The sequence below is a fragment of the Streptomyces sp. NRRL F-5126 genome (genome assembly GCF_000721265.1).
Classification (GTDB): Bacteria; Actinomycetota; Actinomycetes; order Streptomycetales; family Streptomycetaceae; genus Streptomyces.
Genome location: NZ_JOFZ01000015.1, coordinates 161300 through 187874 on the forward strand (window position 1 = coordinate 161300; position 26575 = coordinate 187874).

Consider the following 26575-nt stretch of genomic DNA (forward strand, 5'->3'; position numbering starts at 1 on the left):
TCGCCGGGCTCCCGTACGGCCGCACGCGCCGTGTCCGGCCGGACCGTCCTCGTCGCGCCTTCGGTCCCCGGCACGCTCAGCGCGACCGTCGGCACGTCCGTGCCGGCGCCGCGCGGCGGGGCGGCCGTCAGGTCGTAGCCGCAGGCGCCGCAGAACAGGTCACCGCGCTCGACCGGCTCGCCGCACTCCGGGTTGGGGCAGGGCGAGGGGCCGCTGTCCCGCTGGTGCTCGTGCGCCATCAATCACACCCACGTCCGGGGGCGGAAGCGGTTGGCCCGCTCCACCAGTTCGATCCTCTCCTCGCCGCGCTGGGCGAGCCGGGCGAGTGCCCGGTACGAGCGCTCCAGTGCGAAGCGCAGGCTCCGCTCGTCGAGACGGCTGCCGAGCAGGGTCGTGGCGGCTGCTTCCTGAGGAGCTGTTGCCCGACCGCCCCGGCCCCCGGAGATTACCCAGTCGAGGGCCGTCCCGAGTACTTCGGTCGACAACCGCTGCCCGCGCACCGCGTCGAGGCCGAGCCTGCGCAACGCCTCCACCTGCACGGCGGCGGCCGCCAGGTCGGGCAGCAGCGGCTCGGAGGCGGCGCGTCGCCGAAGCCGCGCCCGTACGGCGGCGACGCGCGCGGCCGTGTAGTGGATGGACGCCTCGGGCACCGACTCGAGGGCCGCGACGGCGCCGGTCCTGTCGCCCGCCGCGAGCCGGACGCGCGCGAGGCCGAAGGCCGCGCTCACATAGCTCGGGTCCGTCACCCACACGAGGTGGTAGTACTCCTCAGCGTTGTCGAACTGCCCCAGCACCTCGGCGCACAGGCCGAGCGCCAGCTTCGGCGCGGGCTCCCCGGGGAACGCGTCGTAGACCGCGTCGAACGCCATGGCGGCCGAGGGATGGTCGCCGGTGACGAGCCCCACGAGGCCGCGGTACCAGACGACACGCCACACGTCCGGGTGGCGGGCCCGCAGGTCCTCCAGGGCGGTGGTGGCCGCCGCGTGAACGCCGTGGTCCAGGTGGGCGCGCACCTCGCGCAGCCGCAGCTCCGTGGTCGCGCCCGGCTCGTGGCTCTCGGCCGCCCTGAGGGCGGCGATCAGCTCGTCGTACGCGGAGGAGGCGAGCAGCCCCGCGAGGAAGCCCGCATGGGGGTCGTGCGCGTCGATGCGCGGAACAGGCAGGGCGAGGGCCGCGGCCGGCACGTCGACGGGCAGGAGCCGCAGCGCGGACATCCCGCCGGAAGGCCCCGGCGCGGCGCCGTACGCCTCGGGGCTGCGCGGCACGGGCACGCGCGGCGCGGACGCGCCCTTGCCCCGGGCGCCGAGCAGCGAGACGTCGTCGTCGAGGTCGGCGAAGAGGCGGCCGTCCGTGACGCGCACCTCGGGCCCGAACACCGTCGACAGCGCGGGCCTCGGCCGTCCCGAGCCCAGCGCGACCACCTCGCGCAGCACGCCCGTCAGCTGCTCCGCCATCTCGTCGGCCGAGGCGAACCTGCGCGCGGGGTCGGGGTCCGTCGCGCGCACCAGGAGGCGGTAGAAGGACTCGTACCTGCGGAAGACCTCGATATGGGCGGGGTCGGGCAGCGAGTCCGCGAACACGGTGGTGTAGCCCTGGAAATCGAACGTCAGCACCGCGAGCGCGCGTGCCACCGTGTAGAGGTCGGACGCGACGGACGGGCCGAGTTCGGCGACCTCGGGCGCCTGGTAGCCCACCGTGCCGTAGGTGGGTGACACGTCGTCGTCCATCCGGCGGACGGCGCCCATGTCGATCAGCTTGAAGCGGTCCTCGCTCTGGATGGCGTTGTCGACCTTGAAGTCGCAGTACAGCAGGTGCCGGCTGTGCAGGTGGCCGAGCGCCTCGAGCGCCTCGATGCCGTAGGCGCACGCCTGCTCGACGGGCAGCGGGTCGCGCCTGCCGGTGTCCGCCTCGCGGCGGTCGTTGGCGATCTGCTTCAGCGACTTGCCGCCGACGTACTCCATGACGATGTAGCCGTCCATGGAGCCGGTGCGCCGGTCGAGGTGCTCGACGAAGTTGTAGATGCGGACGATGTTCGCGTGCTCGATCTCGGCGAGGAAGCGGCGCTCCGCCATGGCCGCCGCCATCGCGTCCGCGTCGCCCGTGTCGAGCAGGCCCTTGAGGACGACCCAGCGGCCGTCCACCGCGAGGTCGACGGCCAGGTAGACCCAGCCGAGGCCGCCGTGGGCGAGGCACCCCGCGATCTCGTACTGGTCGTGCACCACGTCGCCCTCGCCGAGCTTCGGCACGAAGGAGTAGGGGTGGCCGCACTTGGTGCAGTACCCCTCGGTGCGGCCCGGCCGGCCGCCGCGCGAACGGCCCACCGGCGCGCCGCAGTCGGAGCGCGAGCAGAACCGCTTGCGCTCGGGCACCTCCGCGTGGACCATCACCGCCTCGCGCGGGTCGGGCTTCGGCACGTCCGGGACGGAGACGAGCCCCGCGCCGAGCCTGCCGCGCCCCGACGACGACTCCGAGGACCCGGAGCTGCGCACGGACACCGACGCGGCGGAGGTGGCCACGCCGCGTTCCCGCGTCAGCCGCCCTGAGACGGAGCGCCGCGACGCGGGCGAGCGCGACGGCGCCGAGTGCGACGGTGGGGAAGAGGGCGACGTCGACGAGGCCGTCGACGAACGTCCCTTCCGGCCGGCGGCCAGCCCCGTCGGCGGCGAGGAGATGGCGCCGTCGGGACCGACGACGGGCGCGAGTCCGCACATGTCGCAGTACAGCTCTCCGTCGCCGACGTCCTCGTACGCGCCCTCGCAGTCGGGGCGCTGGCACGGCGCCATGCGTGCGGGGCCCGTCATGCGCCGCTCCCACGGTCGAGCAGCTCGGCGGCCAACCGCTGGTAGCGCAGCACGGCCTGCTCCGCGACCCGCAGGTCGCACGGCGCGCTCCACAGCATCCGGCGCGCCGCGTCGTAGCGCTCGGTGAGGAACGGGTCCCCCGCGAGGCCGAGACGTGACACTTTCGCCCGGTACGCGTCGAGCCTGCCGCGCAGCTCGGCGCGGACCGCGAGCGGCGCCGTCACGGCCGTCAACGACTCGCGCGCCTTGAGCAGTTCGTCCTCGGCTTCCCTTTCCAGCGAGTCGAGCAGCGGGGACAGCCGGTGCCACTGCGCGTTCCTGCGGTACCCGGCGGCCGTGGCCAGCCGCTCGTGCAGGACGGCGGAAGGACCGCTGACGGCCGGCACCTCCGTGGCGGCGATCTTCGCGAGTACCTCGCCGCGTGCCGCGCGCGCCTCGTCGAGCGTGCGGTCGGCACGCGAGATGACGTCGCGCAGCCGCAGCAGGCGGTCCTCCGCGTCCTTGCGCACCTCAAGGACCGCCTCGATCTCCCGCCGTACGTCCTCCAGGGCGCGGGCCGCCCTGTCGTAGCGACCGGTGTCGGGCGCGCCGCCGCCCGGTGCCGAACTGCCGCGCGCCGGGCGCCAGTAGGCGAGCGGGTCGGAGACGACCTCGGCGCGCAGCGTGGCCAGCTCGTCCGTGATGTCGTCGAGGTCGTCGCCCGCCGGGTGCTGGCCGGGCCGCACCCCGGCCGAGTTCGCGAGCGAGCGGGTGCGGCGCAGTTCGGCGGCGAGCAGGTCGATCCTGGCGGGGAGCGCGGACCAGACGGCGTCGGCCGCCACGATCGTGTCGAGCGACGTCGCGTACAGGTCGTTCATCCGGTCCACGAGCTGTGCGAGGGTGAACCGCTCGGCGGGCCTGTCACCGACGGCACCGACCGCGACGGAGGCGCCGCGCAGCCGGTCCGTCAGCGACACCAGTTCGTCCCGCGAGGGCGAGCGGCGCCTTGCGCGCACTTCGAGTGCGGCGTCGAGCTCCTTGGTGTACGCGTCGTAGTACGTCCACAGCTCGGTGATCGACGCTTCCGTAGCGGCCCAGCGGCTCTTGGTGACGCCGGTGAGCTCGGCGCCTTCGAGCAGCCTGCGCCCCGCGTGGTCCTGGAGCGAGAGCAGTGACGTCTCGATCGCCTCGTGCTCGGCCCGCATGCGCGCGAGGGCGCGGTCCGCCTCGTCCCGGTCGAACACCGGTCCTGGCGGTGTCCCCGCAGGGTCGGGGAAGGAGCCCGTGGCGCCCATCGATCACCTCTCCGCTGTTGCCGGCACCCGACGCCGTGCCGGCTCCTGTCACCGTGCCGCTCCCGCTCATGGACCGGGCAGGTAGCGCGGCGCGGGCGGGCCCGTCGTCGGCCCGAGTTCGGCCTTCAGCCACTTGTCGTACGACTTCTGCCAGGCGCTGTCCGCTCCTCCTGAACGGTACTGCTCCAGTACGTAGTTGATCCTGGCGACCAGGTCGTCGGCACCCCGCCTGGCCGCGACACCGTAGTACTCCGTCGTGAACGGCTTTCCCTTCAGCTCCACCGCCGGGTCCTGCGCGGCCTGCGCGGCGGCCAGCGCGTTGTCCGTGATGACCGCGTCGACGAGCCCCAGTTGGAGCCTGACCAGGCAGTCGAGCTGGTTGGGCACGCTGAGGTCGTCGACGTCCACATGATCGGGGTTGTGGCCCACGTTCCGGCTCGCATCCCAGAAATACGCCCCGTAGGGGTTGTCCTTCTCCAGTTCCTGGACGCCCGTCGAACCCGTGGCGGTGCAGACGCGCTTGTGCGCGAGCGTCCTGTTGTAACCGGTGATCGTGGAGGAGCGCGGGGCGAGCACCTGCTGGCCCGCCGTGAAGTAGGCGGTGGAGAACTCGGCCTCCTTGAGACGGTCGCAGGAGATCGTCATCGTCCTGACGACTATGTCGACCGAGCCGTTGGCGAGCTCCGTGGTCCGCTCCTTCGTGGAGACGGGCTTGAAGGTGATGGCGTCCGCGTCGCCGAAGATGCTCTTGGCGATGGCGTGCGCGAGGTCGATGTCGAAGCCCTCGAAGGCGTCGGTGGCCGGGTTGAGATAGCCCCACCGGTAGCTGTTCTGGTCGACGCCGACGATCAGTTTCCGCTCGTCGCCCTTGCGCCCGAGCATCTTGTCGATGGTGCGGCCGCTGCCGCTCGACGGGGGCAGGCTGGCCTCGGCGGGCCTGCCCGTGGACGGGCATGGGGCCTTTGTGCCCGCGTCCGCGCTCTCGCGTGCGGCTGCCTCGACCCGGTGGACGGGTGGCCCGGCGGACCGGCCCGCGGACCCGGTGCCGTGCTGGGACAGGGGTACGAGGGTGAGCGCGGCGGTCACGGCGCAGGCGGCGCCCATGGCCGTGACGCCGCCCCAGCCGCGGAGCCTTCCGGACAGCCTGCCGGACGCGTGACCCATGGCCGCCCCTCTCACCGGTACTCCGAAAGCCTGCGGCCCACGCCGAGGATGGCGCTCACCGCCGCGAGCACGGCGAGCACGGCCGCGCCGAGCCAGAGCCACGCGAGCGCGCCGCGGCCGTTCTTCGCGGAGGCCGTGAACTCGTCCTGCTCGTGCGCGATGGCCGTGGTGAGCGCGGTGTTGACGCGCGCGAACGCCTGCTCGCTGGTCTGCCCGCGGCCGTTGACCTCCTTGCGCGCACGGGCGAACTCGCCGTCCGCACTGGCCCTGCTGCCCGCCGCGTGGCGCTCCCGCCACGTGGTGACGGCGTCGATGGCGGCGAGCACGGGCCTGCGGCCGGCGGCGTCGTCCGCGAGCTCTCGGGCGCCGTCGAGGTCGGCCCACAGCTTCGCCGTCTTGGCGCCGAAGTCGACCTCGTACAGGTCGGTCCTGCCGTCGGCGGCGACGACGGAGCCGCGCGAGATCAGCGTCAGGTTCTCGTCGGCGCGCGCCTTCAGGGCGTTGACGCGGGCGTCGTTGAGCACGATCAGCGACTGCTGGCCGTCGCGGTCGGCCCTGTGCAGGCCGATGTCACCCGCCGTCTGGGCCGCGACGAGCCACAGCATTACGGCCGTGCAGGCGACGGTCGCGCAGAGCATTCCGCGGTTGAACACCCGGTTCGTCATGCGGTAGTTGCGGTACTGCGCGGCGGCGAGGAGCAGGAGCGCGAGTATGCCGAGCGCGACGGCCGCGCGGGGCCAGGTGCGCGCGCTGCCCGAGTCCGCGTTCAGCCGGGCGCTCTGCGCGGTGTAGAGGTCCTCCGCGGCCGGGAGGATGCCGTCGGAGCCGGCCATCCGCTCGTTGGCGTAGCGCAGGTAGGCGCCGCCGAGCGGGAGGTCGCGGCGGTTGGCCGCGCGCGCCCGCTCGATGAGGCCGGTGTACACGGGGAGCCGGCCGTTGATACGGGCGATGAGGCCGGCCGAGCGGCTGCCGGGCGCCACGTTCTCCGCGAGGCCGGAAAGCAGCGTCGCGGCGCGCGCGATGTCGCCGCGGTACGCGCTCTGCACGTCGGACGGCTCGGTGGGTCCCGCGAGGAAGCCGGTGGCCGCCTGCGTGTCGGCGTCGGCGAGCGCGTCGTACAGGTCGGCGGTGTCCTTGACGGTCTGCCCGCGGCCCACCACGTCGTCCGCGGAGGCGTACCGGTCCGAGCCCTGCCACGCGGTGACGGCGCCGAAGACGACCACGGCGAGCGCGAGCGCCGCGCCGATGAGGCGGAGCCTGCCGGGCTCCGTGCGTGCCGCGTGCCGCAGCCGCTCGGCGCCCTCGCGCCACGCCTTCCGGCGTCCCTCGTCCGGCGCGCCCGCCTGCGGCGGCCCTTGCGGGCGCGCGGGTACGGGAGCGGGCGAGCGCGTCTCGCGCACGTTCGGCGGATGGGTCACTCGACCTCCCCCTCAGGTCGTGACGTCGGTGTACGGGCCCCGCACGTCGTGACGTGGGCGTACGGGCCCTGGTCTCGGCGCGGCTTCGGCGTCTGCCCGGCGTTCGGTCGCGATCTTGCCCGCCCGGCGTCCGGTGAAGCGTACGGCACCCTCCCGTAGTTGGATACGCCGTCGGGCGCCGGGTGGTTCCCCTCCGCGCCGGGGCCGGTAGCGGCACGGATGCGGAGCGTCCGCTACCGGGTGCGGCGCGGTCGATTTCCGGTCACGATCTCGTCACTTCCTTCTGCAAGCGTTTTCTCCCGGCGCTCATCCTGACAGCATCCGAATCGGCGTTCGGGGGAACGCCGTGGAACATCAGGGGAACGCCGGGGGCGCAGGGGGCCTCCGTGCAGGCGGTGCCAGGGGGAGGCTTGACGAGGTTCCTGTTTCTGCGTGTGCGTGCGCACCGGTTGCTGCTCGCTGCCGCGCTGCTCGCGGTGGTGCTGACCACCGCCGTGCTCGCCACGCTCACCGCGTTCGCGGGCGCCATCGGCGACGCGGGCCTCAGGCATGCCCTGAGCTCGGACGACTCGGCCTCCGCCTCGCTCGTCATCACGGCGCAGACCCCCGACGCGGGCCGCCCCGCGCTGGACGCGGCCGCGCGCCGCGCGGCCTCGCGCACGTACGACGGGCTGCCTGTGCGCATGCGGGCCCTCGACGCCTCAGGACCCTACGGCCTGCCGCGCGGCCTCCAGCCGCCCGCCGCACGCAAGGGCGACCCCGACCTGACGCAGCTGGCGGCCCTCGACCGCTCGCGCGTGCGGCTCGTGAAGGGCTCGTGGCCCGCCAAGGGGCAGGCCACGGACGCGCGTGGTGTCGCCGAGGTCGCCGTGCCCCAGGTGGCGGCCGAGCGCCTCAAGCTCAAGCCGGGGCCCGCCGTCCTCACCCTCGCCGACCGGCTGAACGGCGGGCACCTCAAGATCCGCGTCACCGGCGTCTACCGCCCCGCCGACACCACCGACCCGTACTGGCAGCTCGACCAGCTCCGCGGCCGCGGTGTGCGCACCGACTCCTTCACGACGTACGGCCCGCTCGTCGCTGACCCGGCGCTGCTGGAGAGCGGCAAGGTCTCCCGCGGTGACGTGTCCTGGCTGGCGACCGCCGACTTCTCGCACTTCACCGCCGGCCGGATCGGCGCGCTGCGCGCGACGTCCGCGCGCGCCAAGCACTTCCTCGCCGCCGAACCCGTCTTCAAGGGCAGCGTCCTCAGCCGCACCTCCCTGCCCGACCTGCTCGACTCGGCGCACCGGGCACTGCTCGTGGCCCGCTCGACGCTGCTGATCGTCGCGCTGCAACTGGTGCTGCTCGCCGGGTACGCGCTGCTCCTCGTGGCCAGGCTGCTCGCGACCGACCGCACCGAGGAGACCCGGCTGCTGCTGGCGCGCGGCGGCTCGCGCGGCCGAATCGCCGCGCTGTCCGCTCTGGAGGCGCTGCTGCTCGCGGTGCCCGCCGCGGTCGTCGCGCCGCTCCTCGCGGGGCCGCTCACGCGCATGCTGGGCGGGCAGGGCGCGCTCGCGGGTCTCGGGCTGCGCCTCGACGACCGTCCGACCGGCTCCGTGTGGCTCGCGGGCGGCGCCGCCGCGCTGGCGTGCGCGCTGGCCGTCGCGCTGCCCGCGCTGACCGCGCGCGGGTACGGGCGGCCGGGGCGTGCCGCGTCGCTGCCGGGACCTGTGCGCGCGGGCGCGGACCTCGGGCTGCTCGTGATCGCGGGCGTCGCGTACTGGCAGCTCGACCGGCAGACGTCCGGCAGCGGCGCGCTCAGCGCCGGCGGCTCGGGCGGGCTGTCCATCGACCCGCTGCTCGTCGTGGCGCCCGCGCTCGCGCTGCTGGCCGGCACGGTCCTGACGCTGCGCCTGCTGCCGCCCGTCGCGCGGCTCGCCGAGCGACGGGCCGCCAGGGGCCGCGGGCTGCCTGCCGCGCTCGCGGGCTGGCAGCTCAGCCGCAGGCCGCTGCGGGGCGCGGGCCCCGTACTGCTGCTGGTGCTCGCCGTCGCCATGGGCGTGCTCGCCATCGGGCAGGGCGCCTCCTGGGACGCCTCGCAGAGCGACCAGGCCGGCTTTGAGGCCGGGGCGCCGGTGCGCGTGGTCGGCAGCCGCACGCCCGTGTTCGGCCAGGGCGGCGCCTTCGCGGCGATCCCCGGCGTGCGCGGGCTCGCGCCGGCCGTGCGCGACACCATGAGCCTGTCGGGCAGCAGGGAGGCGACGGTGCTCGCCCTCGACACGGGCGACGCGGCACCCGGCATCGGCATGCGCGACGATCTGGCCGGCGGGGACGCCGCCCGCGAGGTCGCCGCGCTGCACCCCGCCGACGTGCGGGCGACCGGGCTGCCGGTGCCCGACGGCACGACCCGGCTCGACCTGGCGATACGGCTGACGGCCGACCCGGCGCCGTCGTCGGCCGACGACGCGGCGCTCGGCTTCGTCACGCTTGAGGACCGCTACGGGGTGCGCTACCCGATGCAGCTCGACCAGATACACGCCGACGGCGCCACCCACACCCTCGGCGTCGACCTGGCGGGCGCGGCCGGCGCGCCCGACGGCGAGCCGGCCGGGCCGCTGCGGATCACCGGCTTCGAGTTCGACACCCCGGCCTCGCCCGCGCACGCGCAGCGCTACGAGCTGACCATCGCCTCCGTCACGGCCCACACCCCGCACGGCGACCGCCCGGTGTCCCTGCCGTCCCCGCACTGGGGGACCTCGGTGACCACCTCGGGCGCCGACCTCTCCGCCCAGCCGAACGCCTCCCCCGCCAAGGTGACCGGCGTACGGGGTGACACGCACACACCCCTCTCGCTCACGTACGACGCCAGCTCGTACCACGGGCAGCCGTACGGGCCGCAGGCCCTTGACGACATCCGCGTCACCACGCCCGCGCAGGCGGCGCCGCTGCCGGCGGCGCTGGTGACGGACTCGTTCGCGTCGGCGACCGGCGCGAAGAAGGGATCCGTGATCCGGGTGCCGCTCGGCAACGACACGCTCTCCGTACGCGTCGCCGGCACGGTCAGGCAGATCCCGACGACGGGCCCGAGCGCCGCGGTGGACGGCCAGGGCGTGCCCGCGGCCACCGACAGCGGCGCCGTACTGCTCGACCTGCGCGCCGTCGACCGGGCGTTCGCGGTGAAGGACGCGCAGACGCCGGCCCCGACCGAGTGGTGGTTCTACCCGGCGCCCGGCAAGGCCGGGCAGGTGGCGGCCGCGCTGCGCGAGCGCACCGACATCGACCCGGGCCAGATCCTCGTCCGCACGGAGATCTCCGGCCGGCTGCACCGGGACCCGCTGGGCGCGGGCCCGCAGGCCGCCCTGCTGGCCGCCGCGATCGCCGCGGCCGCGCTCGCCGCGGTCGGCTTCGCCGTCGGCACGGTCGCGGCCCTGCGCGAGCGCTCGCGGGAGTTCGCGGTGCTGCGGGCGCTCGGCGCGCCCCGCCGCCAGCTGGCCAGGCTCCTCGCGGCGGAGCACTCCCTGCTGCTCGGCATCGGACTCGCCGTGGGCGTGGTGCTCGGCGTGGTGCTGACCCGCGCCGTCGTCCCGCTGATCGTCCTGACGGGCAAGGCGACCCAGCCGGTGCCCGCCGTGCACATCCTGCTGCCTGCCGGCGAGGTCGTGCTGCTGCTCGCCGGCGTGGCGGTGGCGCCGGCCGTCATCGTGGCGGCGCTCGCGCTGCACCGCACGGACCCGGCGAGTTCGCTGCGGGCCCAGGGAGGCGAGTAGCGAGGTGAGTGGCGTGGCACGACGGCACGGTGAGGCCGAGACCCCGCGCGGCCGGGCGGCGCGGCGCGCCCCCGCGCCGTGGGTGCGCACCCGGTTGCGCGCCGCGCCAGGACTGCCGTTCGGGCTCGGCCTGCTGGTGCTGGTGACCGCGTTCCTGGCCGCCGCCTTCCCCCGGGCGACCGCCTCGTACGAGACCGACGCGCTGCGGCACGCCGTGAACACCGCGTCGATCGACCGCAGCGCCGTCTCGCTGTCCGTCGCGTACGGCGGCGCGACGGACGGCGACGCGCAGCGCGTCGCCGAGATGCTGCGGCCCGGCTACATCGAACCGCGCTACCGCCGGGCGATCGCCACGCTCCCGGCGCCGCTGCGAGCCCGCCGCGACCAGTCGTCCTACGGGGTGCGCACGAGGGGACAGGTGTCCGCACGCGACACCTACCTGGCTCGGCCCGAGGGCAAGGCGCCCGTGTTCACGCTCACCACCCAGGACGATCTCGGCCCGCACTCCCGCCTCGCCGCGGGGCGGCTGCCGCGCGCCGCGCGCGACTCCGTCACCTACCGCACGCACGAGGTGGAGGGCGCCGTCTCCGAGGCCACCGCCAAGCACCTGCACATCAGGGTGGGCTCCGTGCTGCACTTCCCCTCCAGGCAGCGCCTCGGCGCCGAAGTGGCCGTCCGCGTCACGGGCATCGTCACGCCGCTGCACCCGTCGCTCTCGTACTGGAAGGGCGAGCCCGACCTCGCGGCGCCCGAGCTGTTCGGCGACCCGTCTCCCAGCGGCGTCGGCCCCCGCTACTGGCACGCGGCGGTCGTGCTGCCCCCGGAGGCGGGGCCCGTCCTGCCCGCCGTCGTCGACTGCGAGCTGTTCTGGCGCCTGTCGCCCGACACCTCGGGGCTGACCTCGGACGACCTCGGGCCGCTGCGATCCGCGGTCGGCTCGATCACGCACGGCCCCGGGCTGACCGCGCTCGGGCGGGCCGTCAACCCGGACGTGTCCGTGGTCACCGGGCTCGACACCGTTTTCGACGACTTCACCTCCCTGCTCGGCTCCGTGACGCCCGTGGTGGCCGTGGGGGCGTTCGGCGTGGCCGCCGTCGGCGCCGTGGTGCTGCTGATGGCGGGCGGCCTCGCCGCCGAACGCAGGCACGGCGAACTGTCGCTGCTGCGGGCGCGCGGCGCCTCGGTGCGCGGGATCGCCGGCCGGCTGCTGGCCGAGACCGCCGTGCCGGCGGTGCTGGCCGCCGCGATCGGCTGCGCCCTGGCCGTCGCACTGGTGCCGGGCACCCGGTTGACGCCGTGCCTGCTCGCGGCGGCCGCCGTCGCCGTGCTCGCCTGCGGCACGCTTCCGGTGCGTGCCGTGCTCGCGCACCGCTCGGCGCGCACGCACGAGGGCCGCGCCGACCTCGTACGTGCCAGGCCGTCGCGGCGGCGCACGGTCGCGGAACTGACCGTACTGGTCCTCGCGGTGGGCGCCGTCGTCGCGCTGCGCAGGCGCGGCGCCGACGCCTCGGGCGGGGTGGACCAGCTCGTCAGCCTCGCGCCCGTACTCGTCGGCGTGATCGCCGCACTGGTGCTCGGCCGGCTGTATCCGCTGCCGCTGCGGCTCGCGGCGCTGCCGGTGGCACGGCGGCGCGGGGTGACCGGTTTCCTCTCGCTCGCGCGCGCCGGGCGCACGCCCGTGACGGCGGCGCTGCCGCTGCTCGCGCTGCTGATCGCGCTGACGACGGCCGGCTTCGGCGGCTCCGTGCTCGCCGGTGTGACGCACGCACGCGACGGCGCGGCGCTGACGGCCGTGGGCGCGGACGCCTCGGTGACCGCCGCGGAAAAGCTGCCCGCGGGCCTTGCCCGCTCCGTGCGGAATATACCGGGCGTCACGGACATGACGGCCGTCGAGCAGCGCCGTGACGTCCAGTTGCCCGGCTCCACGGCGGCGCCCGGCCAGGGCTCCGTGGTGACGCTCGTGGCCGTCGACCCCGCGTCGTACGCGCGCCTCGCCGCCCGCACGGGCCGTGGCGCCTTCGACGCAGGCCTGCTGACCCGCCACGGCTCCGCCGGCTCCGCGGGGGACACGGCCACGCTGCCGGCCATCGCCTCGCCCGCCGTGGCAAAGCAGCTCGGCTCCGGCGCCGAGCGGATCGAGGAGACGAACCGGTCGCTGCGGGTACGCGTGGCCGCCGTACGGGACGAGACGCCTGCGCTCGCCGGCGGTGATTTCCTGCTGGTCGACGCCGCGTACGTGCCGCAGCACGCGGACACGGGCCTGCTGGTGACGGGCGCCTCCCTGGACGCCAAGGCGCTGCGCGCGACCGTGCGGGCCGCCGGGCACGGCACGGACGTGCAGGTGCTCGCCGAGGTGCGGGCCGCCCTGACGGACTCGCCCCTGCAGTCGGGCGCCGAGCGCGTCTACACGGTCGCGGTGGCGGCGGGCGCCGGGTACGCCGTGCTCGCCCTGCTGCTCGCGGTGGCACAGGCCGCGCCCGAACGCGTGGCGCTGCTGGCGCGGCTGCGGACACTGGGCATGACGCGACGTCAGGGCAGACGCCTGCTGGTGCTGGAGTCGCTGCCGCAGGCGGTGCTCGCCGGCCTCGGCGGAGCGCTCGTCGGCTGGGCCGCGATCAGGCTGCTGGCGCCGGGCCTCGACCTGGCACCGCTCGCACTGCCCGACCAGGGCGCCGGCACCCCCGTGCGTCTGGTGACCGACCCGTGGTCACTGCTGCTGCCCGCGGCGGCTGTGGTGGTGCTCGCGGCCGGGGTGGCCGCGGTGCAGGCCTGGCTGTCCACGCGCCGCAGGGCGACGATCGAGCTGAGGGCGGGAGGCCCGAGATGAGTGACACGTCCCTGGAAGAGCTTGAGCGACGGGCGACGGAGCGCGGGCAGCGCCCCGCGTACGGGCACGACGCGCTCATCACCTGCGATCGGCTGGTGCGCGTCTTCACGACCGACGGCGTGGAGGTGCAGGCGCTGCAGGGCCTCGACCTGCTCGTCACGCAGGGCGAGTTGATGGCGCTGGTCGGCGCGTCGGGCAGCGGCAAGTCGACGCTGATGAACATCCTGGCGGGCCTCGACGAGCCGACGGCAGGCGCGGCGCGGGTCGCAGGCCGCGACCTGCTGGCGATGGGCGCCAAGGAGCGGCTCGCCTACCGGCGCGAGATCGTCGGCTTCGTCTGGCAGCAGACCGCGCGCAACCTCATGCCGTTCCTGACGGCGTCGCAGAACGTCGCGCTGCCGATGCAGCTGAAGGGCGGCGGACGCGGCAGGCGTGCCCGCGCGGAGCGCGCCGAGCGTGCCGCGATGCTGCTGGACATCCTGGAGGTCGCGGACTGCGCGGACCGCGAGCCGCGCCAGATGTCGGGCGGCCAGCAGCAGCGGGTGGCGATCGCGGTGGCCCTCGCGAACGAGCCGTCGGTGCTGCTCGCGGACGAGCCCACGGGCGAGCTCGACTCGGCGACGGGCGAGCAGATCTTCGCCGCGTTCCGCGCGGCCAACGAGCGGCTCGGGACGACGATCGTGATCGTCACGCACGACCAGAAGGTGGCGTCCGAGGTCAGCCGCACGGTGGCGATCCGCGACGGCCGCACGTCCTCCGAGGTGCTGCGCCGCACGGAGGTGGACGCGGCGACGGGCCAGGAGAGCCTGGTCGCCCGCGAGTACGCGACGCTGGACCGTGCGGGCCGCCTCCAGCTCCCGAAGGAGTACACGGAGGCGCTCGGCATGGAGCACCGGGTGGCGCTCGACCTCGAACCCGACCACATAGAGGTGCGCCCGGACGACACCTCGGGAGCGTGAGCGCCCGCGTCCAGGCCGGTGGCCCTACGGGACCTACGCCAGCAGCTCGACGAGCCTGTCGTGCACGCCGTCCCTGCCATCCAGCGGGCTCGCCACCAACTCACCGCGCGCCTGCGCGTCGCGGGAGAAGGCGTGCAGGCGGCCGTCGGCTCGGGCGAGTACCAGGTCGGTGCTGGCGCCCGCGACCTCGGCGGATCCGTTCGCGGTGTAGTGCGTGACGGTGACCAGCGCCGAGCGCTCCGCCGCGGCGAGCACGCTGTCGGCGTCCCCGGCACCGGCGCCGGCGGACGTGCCGCGCGGCAGCCAGTCGGTCAGCAGGCGGAACGCCTCCTCGGACGTGTAGAGGCCGAGCTGGTGCACCCCGAGCGCGTCGATGCGCACCACGAGGCAGATCGGCTCGGGCTGCGGCAGCAGCAGGATCCGCCACGGCTCCCCGGGGCCCGTCCCGGTCGTGCGGGCGTCGAGTACTTTCCGCGACCGCTGCTGGAGCGCGACGGCGATGCCCAGGTCGCCCCGGACCTGGATCTCCTCGCCGCTGGGACCGGCAAGCAGCAGCTGGCGGGCGGCCAGGGACCGCACGGCCTCGGCAAGCACCTCGTCCGAGGGCCGGGCCTCCAGGAAGTCCACGATCGCGTCCACGGCGGTGAGTTCGGCGATGGTGTACGCGCCGAGCGCCACCGGGCCCGTGTGCACGAGGTTCACCACGGCCGTGACGAGCCCTTCGGGAACCGCCGCCTCACCCGGGTCGGACGGGTTCGGGGCGCGGGACGGGCCTCCCGACGCGGGGCGCTCGTCGCTCATGAATCTCCTTCCGTCTGCCATCCGCCGGGGGACGGCAGGCTGCTCTCGCGCAGGACGGCCGCGGCGCCGCGTGACGGCGTCTCGGTGACCCACACCTCCGAACTGCCGAACAGGCCGCGTCCCGCCCTGCCGGAGAGCGACCGGCCGAGCTCCTTCGACAGGTCCGCCCGGTCCGGCGGCGGGAACCTGGACGCCAGGTCGCCCGAGACCGAGGTGACGTCGTCGTCCGCCTCGATCCGGCGCAGCGTGCGCGCCAGCGACCGTGCCACCGGGGGCGTCAGGGACGTGGGCACGGCCAGCATCGGCGACAGGTACATCGGGCGCCGCTCCGTCCTGCGCGACAGGCCCCAGGGGCCGACGTTGCTGTGGGTGAAGCGGTACACCAGATAGTCCACGAGGTGGCGCAGGTCGTCGATGCTGGGCAGTTTCCGCCCGCCGAAGGCCGCGGGTGTCTTCTCCAGCTGCACCCAGGTGCCCTGGACGGTCCGCCCGTGCAGCTTCTCCCGCACGACGCGTCCGCGCATCCCGATGTCCGGGTAGCGGTTCTTGTCGATGTCGCGGTGGTGGCTGGACAGGCGCGGGTGGCTGACCTTCGCGAAGTTCCACCTGTCGTACAGCGCGACGTCGTCCACCAGGACATGTCCGCCGCACAGCACGTCGTGCAGTTGCGGGACCTGGAGGCCGTGCCGTTCCAGGTCGGTGAGGATCGCGGCCTCCTCGGCGCTGAGGTGCGCGGCGGCGGCGACCAGGCCCTTGCGGTAGGCGCCCGACCTGGCGGTGATCTCGATCAGCAGGCGCACCCTGTCGCGCACCTTCTCGGCGCGCCTGGCGCTCTCGCCGTCGCGGGCGGCACCGCCGGACCGGCCGACGTACCTGCCGAGCCCGAGGGCGTGCTTGCGCTCCATCCGGCCAGTACAACATGGCGCCCGGCAGCCCGCACCGGCGGGCCGCGCCCGTGTCGGCCGCCGCGTGCGCCCCGCCACGGGTCACCCGTTCGGGCTGTTCGCCTCTCCGCCAAGGACGCTGAGCCCCGGCAGCCCGCCGAGGCCGGTGCCGCCCACGCGGACCACGATCGACCCGTACGCCGTGCGCAGCCGCAGCCACGACCCGGCGGCGAAGAGCGCCGCCTCGCCCGCGCCCGGCGCGGCACCCGGCGGACGCAGGAAGCCGACCGAGCGGGCCGCGTGCACCACACGCAGCGGCAGGCCCGTCGCGCCGAGCGTGCGCGACCAGATGTCGCGGCCGATGCGGTCGCGCTCGGCGCGGGTGCGGCGCTCCTCGGGCAACTCCTCGTCGCGCCGCCGGAACTCGGCGACGGCGGCGGCCACCGCCCTTGCCATCTCCGGGACTTCGGGCAGCCCCTCGACGGGCCGCCAGCCGCCGCGCGGCGGCAGCACCCCGGCCCACGGAGGCCCCGTGACGGCAGGCGGTACGGCCATCTCGGCGCGGTCCTCCGCGACGCCCTCAAGGAGGTCGCCCGCTGACACGGTGACGTCGAACGCGGCACCTGCCTCGCGCAGCCGTACGGAGCGGATCGCGATCACCTCGAAGGACGGCGGGCGGCCGAAGACGGCGAGCACGCCGCCGCCCGCCTGCAGTCGTACGGCGGCCGCGCGGTCGTAGTGCAGCAGCCGGCCGAGGAAGGCGGCGAGGTCGGCCGCCTCCCCCGCGTCGGCGAGGCGCAGCGAGCCCGGCAGTTCCACGAGGACCCCCACCCTGTTCCTACTGGTCACCCTCGACGTCGTCGACAGCGTTCTCCAGGTACTTCTGGAGGAAGAACCTCTCCTCCGCGGTGATGCGGCGCGGCCGCTGCGCTTCGAGGTCGTAGGGCACGACGACCGTCGACGCGCGGACGTACACGCGCTCGGGCAGCTCCGCGGTCGCCATGTCCTTCACCTCGTACGCGACCGTCAGGGAGGCCGCTTTGACCTCCGTCACCCACAGCTCGATCGGCACCGGCTCGTAGCGGTGGACGAGCGGCAGCTTGTAGTCGATCTCGTGGCGCGCCACGACGGACCCGCCGGAGAACGACGCCGAGCCGTCGCCCGGCGCCAGGCGGAACATGAAGTCGATGCGCGCCTCCTCCAGGTAGCGGAGGAAGACCACGTTGTTGACGTGGCCGAACGCGTCCATGTCCGCCCAGCGCAGCGGGCAGCGGTAGAGGAATCTGGCCATGGTCAGTCGCGCGTGAGCTTCCTGTACGTGGCGCGGTGCGGCCGCGCCGCGTCGGCGCCGAGGCGCTCGACCTTGTTCTTCTCGTACGCCTCGAAGTTGCCCTCGAACCAGAACCACTTCGAGTTGCCCTCGTAGGCGAGGATGTGCGTCGCGACCCGGTCGAGGAACCACCGGTCGTGGGAGACGACCACGGCGCAGCCCGGGAAGTCGAGGAGCGCGTTCTCCAGCGAGGACAGCGTCTCGACGTCGAGGTCGTTGGTCGGCTCGTCGAGGAGCAGCAGGTTGCCGCCCTGCTTCAGCGTGAGCGCGAGGTTCAGCCGGTTGCGCTCACCGCCGGACAGCACGCCGGCCGGCTTCTGCTGGTCGGGGCCCTTGAATCCGAAGGCGGACACGTAGGCGCGCGACGGCATCTCGACCTGGCCGACGTTGATGTAGTCGAGTTCGTCGGAGACGACCGCCCACAGCGTCTTCTTCGGGTCGATGTTCTCGCGGCCCTGGTCGACGTAGCTGATCCTGACCGTGTCGCCGATCTTGATCGAGCCCGTGTCGGGCTGCTCGAAGCCCTGGATCATCTTGAACAGCGTGGTCTTGCCCGCGCCGTTGGGGCCGATCACGCCGACGATGCCGTTGCGCGGGAGCGTGAACGACAGGTCGTCGATGAGGAACTTGTCGCCGAAGGACTTCGACAGGTGCTCCACCTCGACGACGACGCTGCCGAGGCGCGGGCCCGGCGGGATCTGGATCTCCTCGAAGTCCAGCTTGCGCATCTTGTCCGCCTCGGCGGCCATCTCCTCGTACCGGGCGAGACGGGCCTTCGACTTGGCCTGGCGGCCCTTGGCGTTGGAGCGGACCCACTCCAGCTCTTCCTTGAGCCGCTTGGCGCGCTTGGCGTCCTTCTGGCCCTCCACCTTGAGGCGGGTCTGCTTCGTCTCCAGGTACGTGGAGTAGTTGCCCTCGTAGCCGATGGCGCGGCCTCGGTCGAGCTCCATGATCCAGCCGGCGACGTTGTCGAGGAAGTACCGGTCGTGGGTGACGGCGACGACGGTGCCCGGGTACTTGGCGAGGTGCTGTTCGAGCCACTGCACGGACTCGGCGTCCAGGTGGTTGGTGGGCTCGTCGAGGAGGAGCAGGTCGGGCGCTTCGAGGAGAAGCTTGCACAGGGCGACGCGGCGGCGCTCGCCGCCGGAGAGGTTGGTGACGGGCCAGTCGCCCGGCGGGCAGCCCAGCGCGTCCATGGCCTGTTCCAGCTGGGTGTCCAGGTCCCACGCGTTCGCGTGGTCCAGGTCCTCCTGGAGCTGCCCCATCTCCTCCATGAGGGCGTCGGAGTAGTCCGTCGCCATCAGCTCGGCGACCTCGTTGAACCGCTTGAGCTTGCCGATGATCTCGGCGGCACCCATCTGCACGTTCTCCAGGACTGTCTTCGAATCGTCCAGCGGAGGCTCCTGGAGGAGCATGCCGACGGTGTAGCCGGGCGACAGGAACGCGTCGCCGTTGGACGGCTGCTCGAGGCCGGCCATGATCTTGAGGACGGTGGACTTGCCCGCGCCGTTCGGGCCGACCACACCGATCTTCGCGCCCGGCAGGAAGCTCAGCGTCACGTCATCGAGGATGACCTTGTCGCCGTGCGCCTTACGTGTCTTGCGCATCGTGTAGATGTACTCAGCCAAGAGAAACCGTCCGGCAATCGAGAAGGGTCAAGGTGCGGCTCCGCCGCGTGAGGGCAGATACAGCCCATCTTGCCAGCCTGCCGCCCCCCGGCGGAAACCAGTGGGCTCCGCCGGGGCCCGCGAGGCGTCCGCCCGGCCCGCCGGCACCGTCACCGGCCGGCCCGCGGGGCCTTCTTCCTGGTGCGCACGAGGAAGATCACGCCGCCGCCCACCACCACGAGCGCGATGGCGATCCCCGCCATCAGGGGGGTGGCGCTCGACGAGCCCGTCTCGGCGAGGCCGCTGCTCGCCAGGTCGGTCGTGCCGCCGCCCGCGGTGCCCCCGGCGGAGGCCGCGCTCAGGTTGCTGACGCCCTGGCCGGAGCGTGGCGCCGCGCCGGCGGTGAGGCAGTCGAGGGTGCCGGAGAATTCCTGCTCGAAGCCGTGGTCGCCGGTGACCGTGACGTCGTAGCGCTGGTCCTCCGCGACCGGCAGCGTCACCGTCTTGGCCTTGCCCGCCGCGACGGTCTCGCGCTCCTGCCCCATCTCGAACGAGAACGCGCCTTCGCCCCGGTTGGTGGCCGTGACGTCCAGGCCGCTCTTCGCGCAGTCCTTCCGCGCCGTGAGCGTCGCCGTCGCCGCGTCCGGCGCCCAGGTGCCTGACGCCGACGCGGAGACCGTCGAGTCGCTCGACCCGGCCAGGATCTGCGTCTGGCTCCTGCTGATCCCGGCGAAGACCCGCCCGACCGGCACGGACGTCGTGGCCTGCACGCCCAGCTCCGCCGTGCCCGCCTTCGCCTGGCCCGGCCGGCCGTCGAGCGGCGGGGCGAAGTACAGCTCGGTGCCGTTCTTCGCCTTGGTCACCGGCTTGCCCTGGGCGTCGGTGACCCTGACCCCGCTCTCGGCCGCGTCGGCCGGAGGCACCACCGTGACGCTGTCCGCGTCCGTACTGACCCTGATCGGGCCGATCCGCTCGCCCGCCTTCCCGGACACCGCGGACGGCGTGAGGCTCAGCGAGGCGCGCGGCTCCCGCTCCGAGCGGGCGTGCGCGCCCAGCCAGTCCGCCAGCCGCTCCGCATGCGGGTCCGTCGCGTCCACGTCGGCGCCGTCCGACAGCCGCCAGATGGCCACCTGCGTGCCCGCCGCCGCACTCTGCGCCGTCAGGGCGCCGGAGTGTGCGGTACGGGCGAGCGCGGCGAGGTCGTCGACCTGCGGGTACGAGTGGCGCAGTATCCACAGGATCCTGCCCGCGTTCCTGTTGCTTCCGAGCGAGCTCTGGGCCCAGGGTGTCTCCGCGTATCTGGCGTCGTCCTGAACGGGGTTGTCGATGTCGACGCAGTACGTCTTGAGCTTGCCGCCGCCGTCGACGTTCATCTCGAACAGGCCCGCGTCCAGCTGCTCGTCCGTGGTCCGGCCGTGGGCGTCCTTCTTGTGCAGGACGGCCGTGCCGTGCACATCGAGGCCGTCGAGGACGGCCGTCGCGCCGTCCTGCTGCCCGTCGGCGAGGTCGTCGGCCGCGGCCGTACCGGCCCCGGCGGCCAGGCCGGCCACCAGCAGACCGGAGACGACGGCCGCCGAGGCGAGGCGCATGGCGCCGAGCCCTGCCGCGCGGACGCGCCCCCTGGCACGTACGGAACCAGCCCTCCGCCGCCCACTTGAGACCGATATCACAGAAAGCACCGAATTCCCTTTCGCCAGGGGCACTTTCGTGCGGAGCCCCTTGGACAGTCGGAATCCTAGGGAGGACCGCTGTGGCCGACGGCCTTTCTCGTGTCCGGGCGGCCGTAACGCATCGGAATCGTTATCGGCCGTACAGCGCGGCACAGGAGTGACTCCACGGGAGAAGATGCCTCCTGTCGACTTGTCGGCTCGCCTCGAACCCGCGTGACCGCCCGTCAGTTCATGGTTCCCGCGGCCCGGCTCTCCCATCTCCACCCCCTGTGCCGCCCTGCACTGGTGTGCCGCCCTGGCCCGGCCGGGGGCCGGCCGGCCCCGCCCGCTCATCCGTTGCGCGCTGCGGACCGCCCGCCGCCCGCGCTCTCCACCGGCTCGGCCGCGTCCTCCGCAGGGCGGCCTGCCCGCGCGGGCCCGCCGTCGCGTCCACCGGGCCGTTCGGGCGGCCCGGACTCCCACAACTGCCCCTGCCCGCCGTCCGGCGCCCGCTCACGCACCGGACGGTGGCCGGCGCCCGCCTTCGCCAGCAGCCCCGCGACCGCCTCGCCCTGGCTGAGCGCGCCACGGCTTGCGGGTACCCGCGCCACCCGCCGGAACGCGGACGTCCCGCGGCTGAGGTCGTGGCCCGCGGCCGAGGCCTCGATGTCCACGAACGTCCTGCGCCTGCCTTCCCTCTCCTCCTCGCGTACCCGCAACCTGCCCTGCACCACCAGGGGTTCGCCCACGGACACGGAGGCTGCGAGATTCGCCGCCAGCGCGCGCCACGCCCAGACCGTGTAGAAACTCGTCGGCCCGTCCGTCCAGTCGGCCGCCGCCCTGTCCCACCGCCGTACGGGCACGGCGAACCGGAAACGGGCCACTCCGCCCGTCGGCGAATCCTTGAATTCCACGCCGGTCGCGACATTTCCGACCAGCGTCACCACGGTGTCCGTCATTACGCCTCTCCCCCGTTTCCGGCGCGCGCCAGGCGCCATCCGCCGCGTATGCCCGCCGCGTACGCCCGCCGCGCTCACCGCTCGTGGCACCAGGGTGACCGAGTCGCGCGGATCCTGCTGAGCCCTGTGGACAAGTGGCCCGCGGCACCGCCGGAAGAGGGGCGGAGAGCCTTCGACTGTGGAAAACCTCGTCACCCGGCCGAGCGACTCCCCGGCGCTTCCACGGCTCGAACGGCCTCTACCGCTCAAGCTGTCCCTGCGCGGCCCGTCCTCCGCCGCGCCAAACCGGAACCGGTACCGCCCCTGGTCACCGGGCCCGTACCGGCCCTCCCCGCGCCCCCGTACCCCTGCACGCCGCCGCCTCCCGCCGTCAGCACGGCCGCGCCCGACGCCGTCCCCGACACCGCCGCGTACTGCTCGCGGACCTCCCGGTAGCGCATCAGCTCGGCCGCGATCGGGTCGAGCACCTTCGCCCGCCCGCATCCCGCGGCCGTCTCGCGCAGCCGCCGCTCGACGTCCTGCCCGTACCTGCGTGCCGGCCCCCTCGCCGCCGCCGCGCACGCCCACTCCACGACCGGACCGCCGACGATGCCCGCGAGCATCACCATGGCGGGCGGCAGCAGCCCAGGCGGCACCACTGCGAAGATCTGCCCCAGCAGCCACAGCGCGCCGAAGATCTGCAGCAGCGTCATCGACGCCTGCACCAGCACCGCGGCCGGCCACCACGCGGGCCGCGGTGGGCGGCTGCTCGGCGCCGCCGCCGTGCCCGCCAGGTCGTCGAGCGCCTCGGGCAGCCCTGCCGAGCCCCGTACCGCCGCCTCGCGCACCGCCTGCGCCCACGGCGCGGGCAGCCCGTCGGACGCCTCGTCCGCGACTGTGCGCACCGCCTGTTCGACCCGTTGGCGCGCCGTTGCCTCCTCCTCGACGACCAGCGGCTCCTCGGCCACTTCCGCGCCCGGTGTGCGCGTGCTCTGGTACCAGCGCCACAGCCTGAGCCAGGGCGTGCCGCAGGCGCGTCCCGCGTTCCTGCGCCACTCGCGCTCGGCCGTCTCACCGGCCGCGACGGCGCCGACCGCCCAGGCCAGCCGGTCGGCGAACTGCTCGCGCGAGCGCTCGCCGAGTCCTGAGCGCCCCTCCGCCATGTACGCGGGCCGCAGCCGCCGCGCCGCCGCGGCGACGTCGGCGGACAGCCGGCGCTCGGCGGCCGTGCGCTCCTGCACGAATCGGCCGAGCAGTTCGCGCAGTTCGCCGACGCCCTGCCCGCCGAGCGCGGACACGGCGAGCACCGTCGCGCCGGGCTCGTCGTACTCGCCGAGCGCCATCCCGTCCTCGTCCAGCAGCCTGCGCAGGTCGTCGAGCACCTGCTCGGCGGCCTCGCCCGGCAGCCGGTCGACCTGGTTGAGCACGACGAAGGTGACCTCGGCGTGTCCCGCGAGTGGGCGCAGGTAGCGCTCGTGGAGCGCGGCGTCCGCGTACTTCTCCGGGTCGACGACCCAGATCACCGCGTCCACCAGCCCGAGCACGCGGTCGACCTGGTCACGGTGGGCGGTGACGGCGGAGTCGTGGTCGGGCAGGTCGACGAGGACGAGGCCGTGCAACTCCTCGTCCCCGTCGCCGCCGGCGAGTGGCTTGCGGCGCAGTCTGCCCGGGATGGCGAGCCGGTCGAGCAGGCCCGCGGCACCGTCGGACCAGACGCACGCGATGGGCGCCGACGTGGTCGGCCTGCGCAGGCCCGTCTCCGAGATGGGCACGCCCGCGAGCGCGTTGAACAGCGTGGACTTCCCGCTGCCCGTGGCGCCCGCGATCCCGACGACGGTGTGGCGCGAGGAGAGGCGCTGGCGCGTGGATGCCTCGTCGAGCACCTGACCGGCCTCGGCGAGCACGGCGGCGTCGACGCGGGTGCGGGAAAGGCCGACGAGCTCGCCGAGCGCGTCGAGACGTGCGCGCAGGGGGCCGGCGTAGGCGCTCCCGATGGGCGTGTGCGCGCCGCCGCCCGTGAGCAGGGACTCCGGGCCGTCCCCTTCGGTCCTCTGGCGCGCGCGCCGCGCGATGAGCCCGTCGTCCCAGCCGGCGGAGGCGAGGCCGGGCCGCGGCGAGCGTCCGGCCCCGCCGCTGGTCGCGCTGCCGGTCGCGCCGCCTGTCGCGCCGCCGGCGCCTGAGCCGCCGCCGTCCGGGCGGCCGGCGTCGCTGCCGCGGCCGGTGGCGCCGTCCCCGGCCTTGGTCGCGTCACCGGCGTCGGCCGCGTCGGCGGCCCGCGACGCCGGTGGCGCGGCGCCCGCACCGCGGTCGGCGCGGGCCCGGCCGCCCCCGGGCGCCCCGGAACCGGCGCGCCCGGCGCCTCCGGGTGCGGTGAGGGAGGCCCCGCCGGCGCCGGCGGTCTTCTCGGGGCCTGCCGCCGTCTCCGGGCCGGGGGCCGCGTCCGTACCCGCACCCGTACCCGTACACCGTCCGGCGCCGGCACCCGCCACATCCACCACATCACTCACGGGAGTCACCTCGTTTCCTTCTGCAGTACGGACAGCGCGGCGATCAGTTCCGCCTGCGGCTCGGGCGCGACGCCCAGCGCCTCGAGCGGCGCGAGCCGCCGGTCGCGCTCCCCGTGCAGCACACGGTCGATGTACGCCGCCAGGAGCTCGGACCCCGCGTCGCGCAGCCGCAGCGCGCCCTGCGCACCGAGCAGCTCCGCGAGCCGCTCGCCCGACACGCGCGTGCGGCGCCCGCCCAGGAGCGAGGCGGCGAGCAGCGCGGACACGGTCTCCGACTCGGGGGCGGCATTGCGGTCGAGCTCGCGCACCTCCTCCTCGGCGAGCTCGTCGAGCTCGCGGCGCCAGCGCCGTACGCGCATCCCGACGCGCTCCGAGGTCTCGGCGTCCTTGCCCGCCGCGGTCAGGGCCCGCGCCGCGGGTTCGCCCTCCCACACCTGCGCCACCCGCTCGTCGGCGGCGGCCACGGCGCACTGGAGCAGCGCGCCGAGGCTCTCCTCCAGCGAGTCGAGCAGTTCACGCGCCGAGCTGTGGCGCGGGTAGCCGCGCCAGCGCGTACGGGCGTCGCCCGCGAGCACGGCGCCCTTCTGCAGCCGCCGGCGCACGCGGTCGTTCTCGGCGGCGTACGCCTCGTCCACGGCGCTCATCAGACGCCCGGACGCCGCGTGCTGGCAGGCGACGGCGGCTGCCAGCTCCGACATGCGCGCGCCGAGCGAGCGGACGACACCGCTCGCCGTGCGGACGACCGTCTGCTGCCGGGCGGCCGGGTCGTACGCGCGGTGCGCGAGCCAGCCGAGCAGCGGCGCGACGGCCGTGGTCGGCAGCAGTCCGCTGCCGCCGGCCGTGGATTCCGGCAGTTCGGGGATGGTGAACCGCGGCACCTCGCCGAGACCGGCCCGCTTGAGCAGGGCGCCGTACTGCCGGGAGACCTCGTCGACCATCTGGTGCGGCACCCGGTCGAGCACGGTCACGAGGGTCGCGTCGTACTCCTTGGCGGCGCGCAGCAGGTGCCAGGGGATCGCGTCGGCGTACCTGGACGCGGTGGTGACCATCACCCAGACGTCCGCGGCGCAGATCAACTCGGCCGCGAGCAGCCGGTTCTCCACGACGAGCGAGTCGACGTCCGGCGCGTCCAGGAGGGCGAGCCCGCGGGGCAGCCCGACCTCGGTCTCGACGACGAGCACGCCGCGTCCGTCGGTCCCGCGTGACGGCGCGGGGATCTGCTCGCGGTCCTGGGGCAGCCACACGCGGGTGAAGCCGGGCAGGACGCGCGTTCCCGCGAACCAGTGGTGGTCCTCCGGATGGCAGACCAGCACGGGCGTACGCGTGGTGGGCCGCAGCACGCCCGCCTCGGTGACCTGACGCCCCACCAGCGAATTGACGAGCGTGGACTTGCCGCCGCCGGTGGAGCCGCCCACCACGGCCAGCAGCGGTGCATCGGGGTCCTTGAGGCGGGGCAGCAGGTAGTCGTCCAGTTGCGCGAGCAGCTCCCCCCGGCTCTGCCGCGCGCGGGGGGCGCCCGGCAGGGGCAGCGGCAGACGCACGGCAGCGACACGGTCGCGCAGCGCGGAGAGTGCGTCGATCAGCTCAGGCCGTACATCCAAGGTCACCACATGCGAAGAATGCCCAATTTGATGCGTTTTTTGAAGCGTATAGCCACTTCTGCGCGCCGATAAGATCCGACTGGGTACCGTTCGGAAGATCCGACCGGACAGATGGGACGAGTGGGGCGCAGGCATAACGAGTGCACAACACCCGGCGCGCGGAGGGAAAAAACCGCTGCGGGATCGGAACTCGCCTGCGAGTATCGGTTCGCTTCACCGAACCTCCACAACATGCCATGGAGGTGAAGCAAACGGGCCAGGGTGATCGGACCCCTATCCTTGTCCCGGCCGGTCCCAGGACCGGCGCCGGCACCACCCGGCCCCCGTAGCTCAGTGGATAGAGCAGGCGCCTTCTAAGCGCTTGGCCGCAGGTTCGAGTCCTGCCGGGGGCACAGACGGCTCCGCCTCGCGCGCGGCCGAGGCCCCGGGTCCGGCGTGGGCCCACGGCGTACCGGCGCCAGGCCTTGTCACAGCCGTACGACTGTGTGCGTACTGTTCCGGGCATGGTCGGCATGGCGCGGTGCGACGGTTCGCGCGGGACGGGGGAACGCGGTGGGGGCGGCGGTACGTGACGTGGTGCGGGATGTGGTGACCGCTGTGGCGCCGCAGGAACTCCCCCTCCTCGACGGGTTGTCGGATCTCGACGAGGGCCGTGTGACGCAGTTCTTCGCGAGACCGGGCCGGCGCGCGGACCTGCTCGGGTTCGGGATCGACGAGGTCTCCGCCCTCGTTACCCCCGTGGTGTGGATGGCCGTGGACGAGACGGCCCGCCGTGCGGTGGGAGCCGTGGCCGACTCATTCGTTCGGCGAGTCTCCGCAGGCCTGCGCCGCATGTCGGGCAGAGCGCCTCAGGACCCGCCTCCCGTACCGCCGTTGACGGCGGATCAGCTGTCCGCGGTGCATCGCCGCGTGCGGGAGCTGGCGGGTGCCTCGTCCGTCGGCAGGCCCCAGGCAGAGGCACTGGCCGACGCGGTCGTCTCCCGGCTGGCGCGTGAGCTGGGCGGCACACCGGATACGCGCCCCGCAGCCGGCGGGAGACAGGGGTCAGAACCGGAGCCGGGCGGCTGAG

General features: G+C 74.4%; 16 protein-coding genes, 1 tRNA gene and 1 pseudogene. 5 read left to right on the forward strand and 13 right to left on the reverse strand.

What is annotated here, in order from left to right; translation table 11 throughout:
• Positions 1-242 precede the first annotated feature (242 nt).
• The 4 genes from IH48_RS0130210 to IH48_RS0130225 all read right to left on the reverse strand — a co-directional run bounded on the left by IH48_RS0130210 (position 243) and on the right by IH48_RS0130225 (position 6657).
• On the reverse strand, positions 243-2801 hold the full coding sequence (locus tag IH48_RS0130210; protein WP_030911719.1) for a serine/threonine-protein kinase: 2559 nt from the start codon (positions 2799-2801) through the stop codon (positions 243-245).
• Positions 2798-4075, reverse strand: a complete 1278-nt coding sequence (locus IH48_RS0130215) for a hypothetical protein (protein WP_030911722.1) — start codon at positions 4073-4075, stop codon at positions 2798-2800. Before IH48_RS0130215 ends, IH48_RS0130210 begins: the two co-directional genes overlap by 4 nt.
• A 66-nt stretch (positions 4076-4141) precedes the next feature.
• Positions 4142-5239 (reverse strand): glutamate ABC transporter substrate-binding protein, encoded by a 1098-nt coding sequence (locus IH48_RS0130220; protein ID WP_030911725.1) that lies wholly within the window; start codon positions 5237-5239, stop codon positions 4142-4144.
• An 11-nt stretch (positions 5240-5250) separates the two neighbouring features.
• Positions 5251-6657, reverse strand: coding sequence for a hypothetical protein (locus IH48_RS0130225; protein ID WP_030911728.1), 1407 nt, complete (start codon positions 6655-6657; stop codon positions 5251-5253).
• A gap of 410 nt (positions 6658-7067) precedes the next feature.
• On the opposite strand from IH48_RS0130225, the gene IH48_RS0130230 reads away from it, so the two are divergent.
• From IH48_RS0130230 to IH48_RS0130240, 3 genes are read left to right on the forward strand one after another with little or no spacing between them, the layout of a single operon-like run.
• Positions 7068-10403 (forward strand): FtsX-like permease family protein, encoded by a 3336-nt coding sequence (locus IH48_RS0130230; RefSeq protein ID WP_030911732.1) that lies wholly within the window; start codon positions 7068-7070, stop codon positions 10401-10403.
• Between the two features lie 13 nt (positions 10404-10416).
• Positions 10417-13230 (forward strand): FtsX-like permease family protein, encoded by a 2814-nt coding sequence (locus tag IH48_RS0130235; protein WP_051840875.1) that lies wholly within the window; start codon positions 10417-10419, stop codon positions 13228-13230.
• Positions 13227-14189: an ABC transporter ATP-binding protein gene (locus tag IH48_RS0130240; protein ID WP_030911737.1), complete on the forward strand. Its 963-nt coding sequence runs from the start codon at positions 13227-13229 to the stop codon at positions 14187-14189. Before IH48_RS0130235 ends, IH48_RS0130240 begins: the two co-directional genes overlap by 4 nt.
• A gap of 33 nt (positions 14190-14222) precedes the next feature.
• Here IH48_RS0130240 and IH48_RS0130245 read toward each other — a convergent pair whose 3' ends face one another.
• The 9 genes and pseudogenes from IH48_RS0130245 to IH48_RS0130285 all read right to left on the reverse strand — a co-directional run bounded on the left by IH48_RS0130245 (position 14223) and on the right by IH48_RS0130285 (position 25506).
• A complete protein-coding gene (locus IH48_RS0130245) occupies positions 14223-14990 on the reverse strand; it encodes a hypothetical protein (RefSeq protein WP_030911740.1) in 768 nt (255 codons plus the stop codon).
• Positions 14987-15895 carry a hypothetical protein gene (locus tag IH48_RS0130250; RefSeq protein ID WP_030911743.1) on the reverse strand — a complete coding sequence of 303 codons (909 nt, stop codon included), beginning with the start codon at positions 15893-15895 and terminating at the stop codon, positions 14987-14989. The genes IH48_RS0130245 and IH48_RS0130250 overlap by 4 nt, the downstream gene beginning before the upstream one ends.
• A gap of 81 nt (positions 15896-15976) precedes the next feature.
• Positions 15977-16723 carry a hypothetical protein gene (locus IH48_RS0130255; RefSeq protein ID WP_234434430.1) on the reverse strand — a complete coding sequence of 249 codons (747 nt, stop codon included), beginning with the start codon at positions 16721-16723 and terminating at the stop codon, positions 15977-15979.
• A complete protein-coding gene (locus IH48_RS0130260; RefSeq protein WP_030911749.1) occupies positions 16713-17165 on the reverse strand; it encodes an acyl-CoA thioesterase in 453 nt (150 codons plus the stop codon). Before IH48_RS0130260 ends, IH48_RS0130255 begins: the two co-directional genes overlap by 11 nt.
• Positions 17166-17167: 2 nt before the next feature.
• Positions 17168-18832 carry an energy-dependent translational throttle protein EttA gene (ettA, locus tag IH48_RS0130265; protein WP_030911752.1) on the reverse strand — a complete coding sequence of 555 codons (1665 nt, stop codon included), beginning with the start codon at positions 18830-18832 and terminating at the stop codon, positions 17168-17170.
• A gap of 149 nt (positions 18833-18981) precedes the next feature.
• Positions 18982-20400: a Cys-Gln thioester bond-forming surface protein gene (locus IH48_RS0130270; protein WP_037843714.1), complete on the reverse strand. Its 1419-nt coding sequence runs from the start codon at positions 20398-20400 to the stop codon at positions 18982-18984.
• Between the two features lie 652 nt (positions 20401-21052).
• Positions 21053-21419: pseudogene (locus IH48_RS37705) on the reverse strand (single-stranded DNA-binding protein); the annotation flags it as partial.
• A 245-nt stretch (positions 21420-21664) separates the two neighbouring features.
• Positions 21665-23905, reverse strand: coding sequence for a GTPase (locus IH48_RS0130280; protein ID WP_420705555.1), 2241 nt, complete (start codon positions 23903-23905; stop codon positions 21665-21667).
• Between the two features lie 5 nt (positions 23906-23910).
• A complete protein-coding gene (locus IH48_RS0130285; RefSeq protein WP_030911761.1) occupies positions 23911-25506 on the reverse strand; it encodes a dynamin family protein in 1596 nt (531 codons plus the stop codon).
• Positions 25507-25825: 319 nt separating this feature from the next.
• Between IH48_RS0130285 and IH48_RS0130290 the strand changes: the two genes are divergently transcribed.
• A tRNA-Arg gene (locus IH48_RS0130290) sits at positions 25826-25898 on the forward strand.
• Positions 25899-26094: 196 nt separating this feature from the next.
• The gene (locus tag IH48_RS0130295) at positions 26095-26574 is read left to right on the forward strand and encodes a hypothetical protein (RefSeq protein WP_158710373.1); all 480 of its coding nucleotides are present in this window, start codon (positions 26095-26097) and stop codon (positions 26572-26574) included.
• Position 26575: the final 1 nt, after the last annotated feature.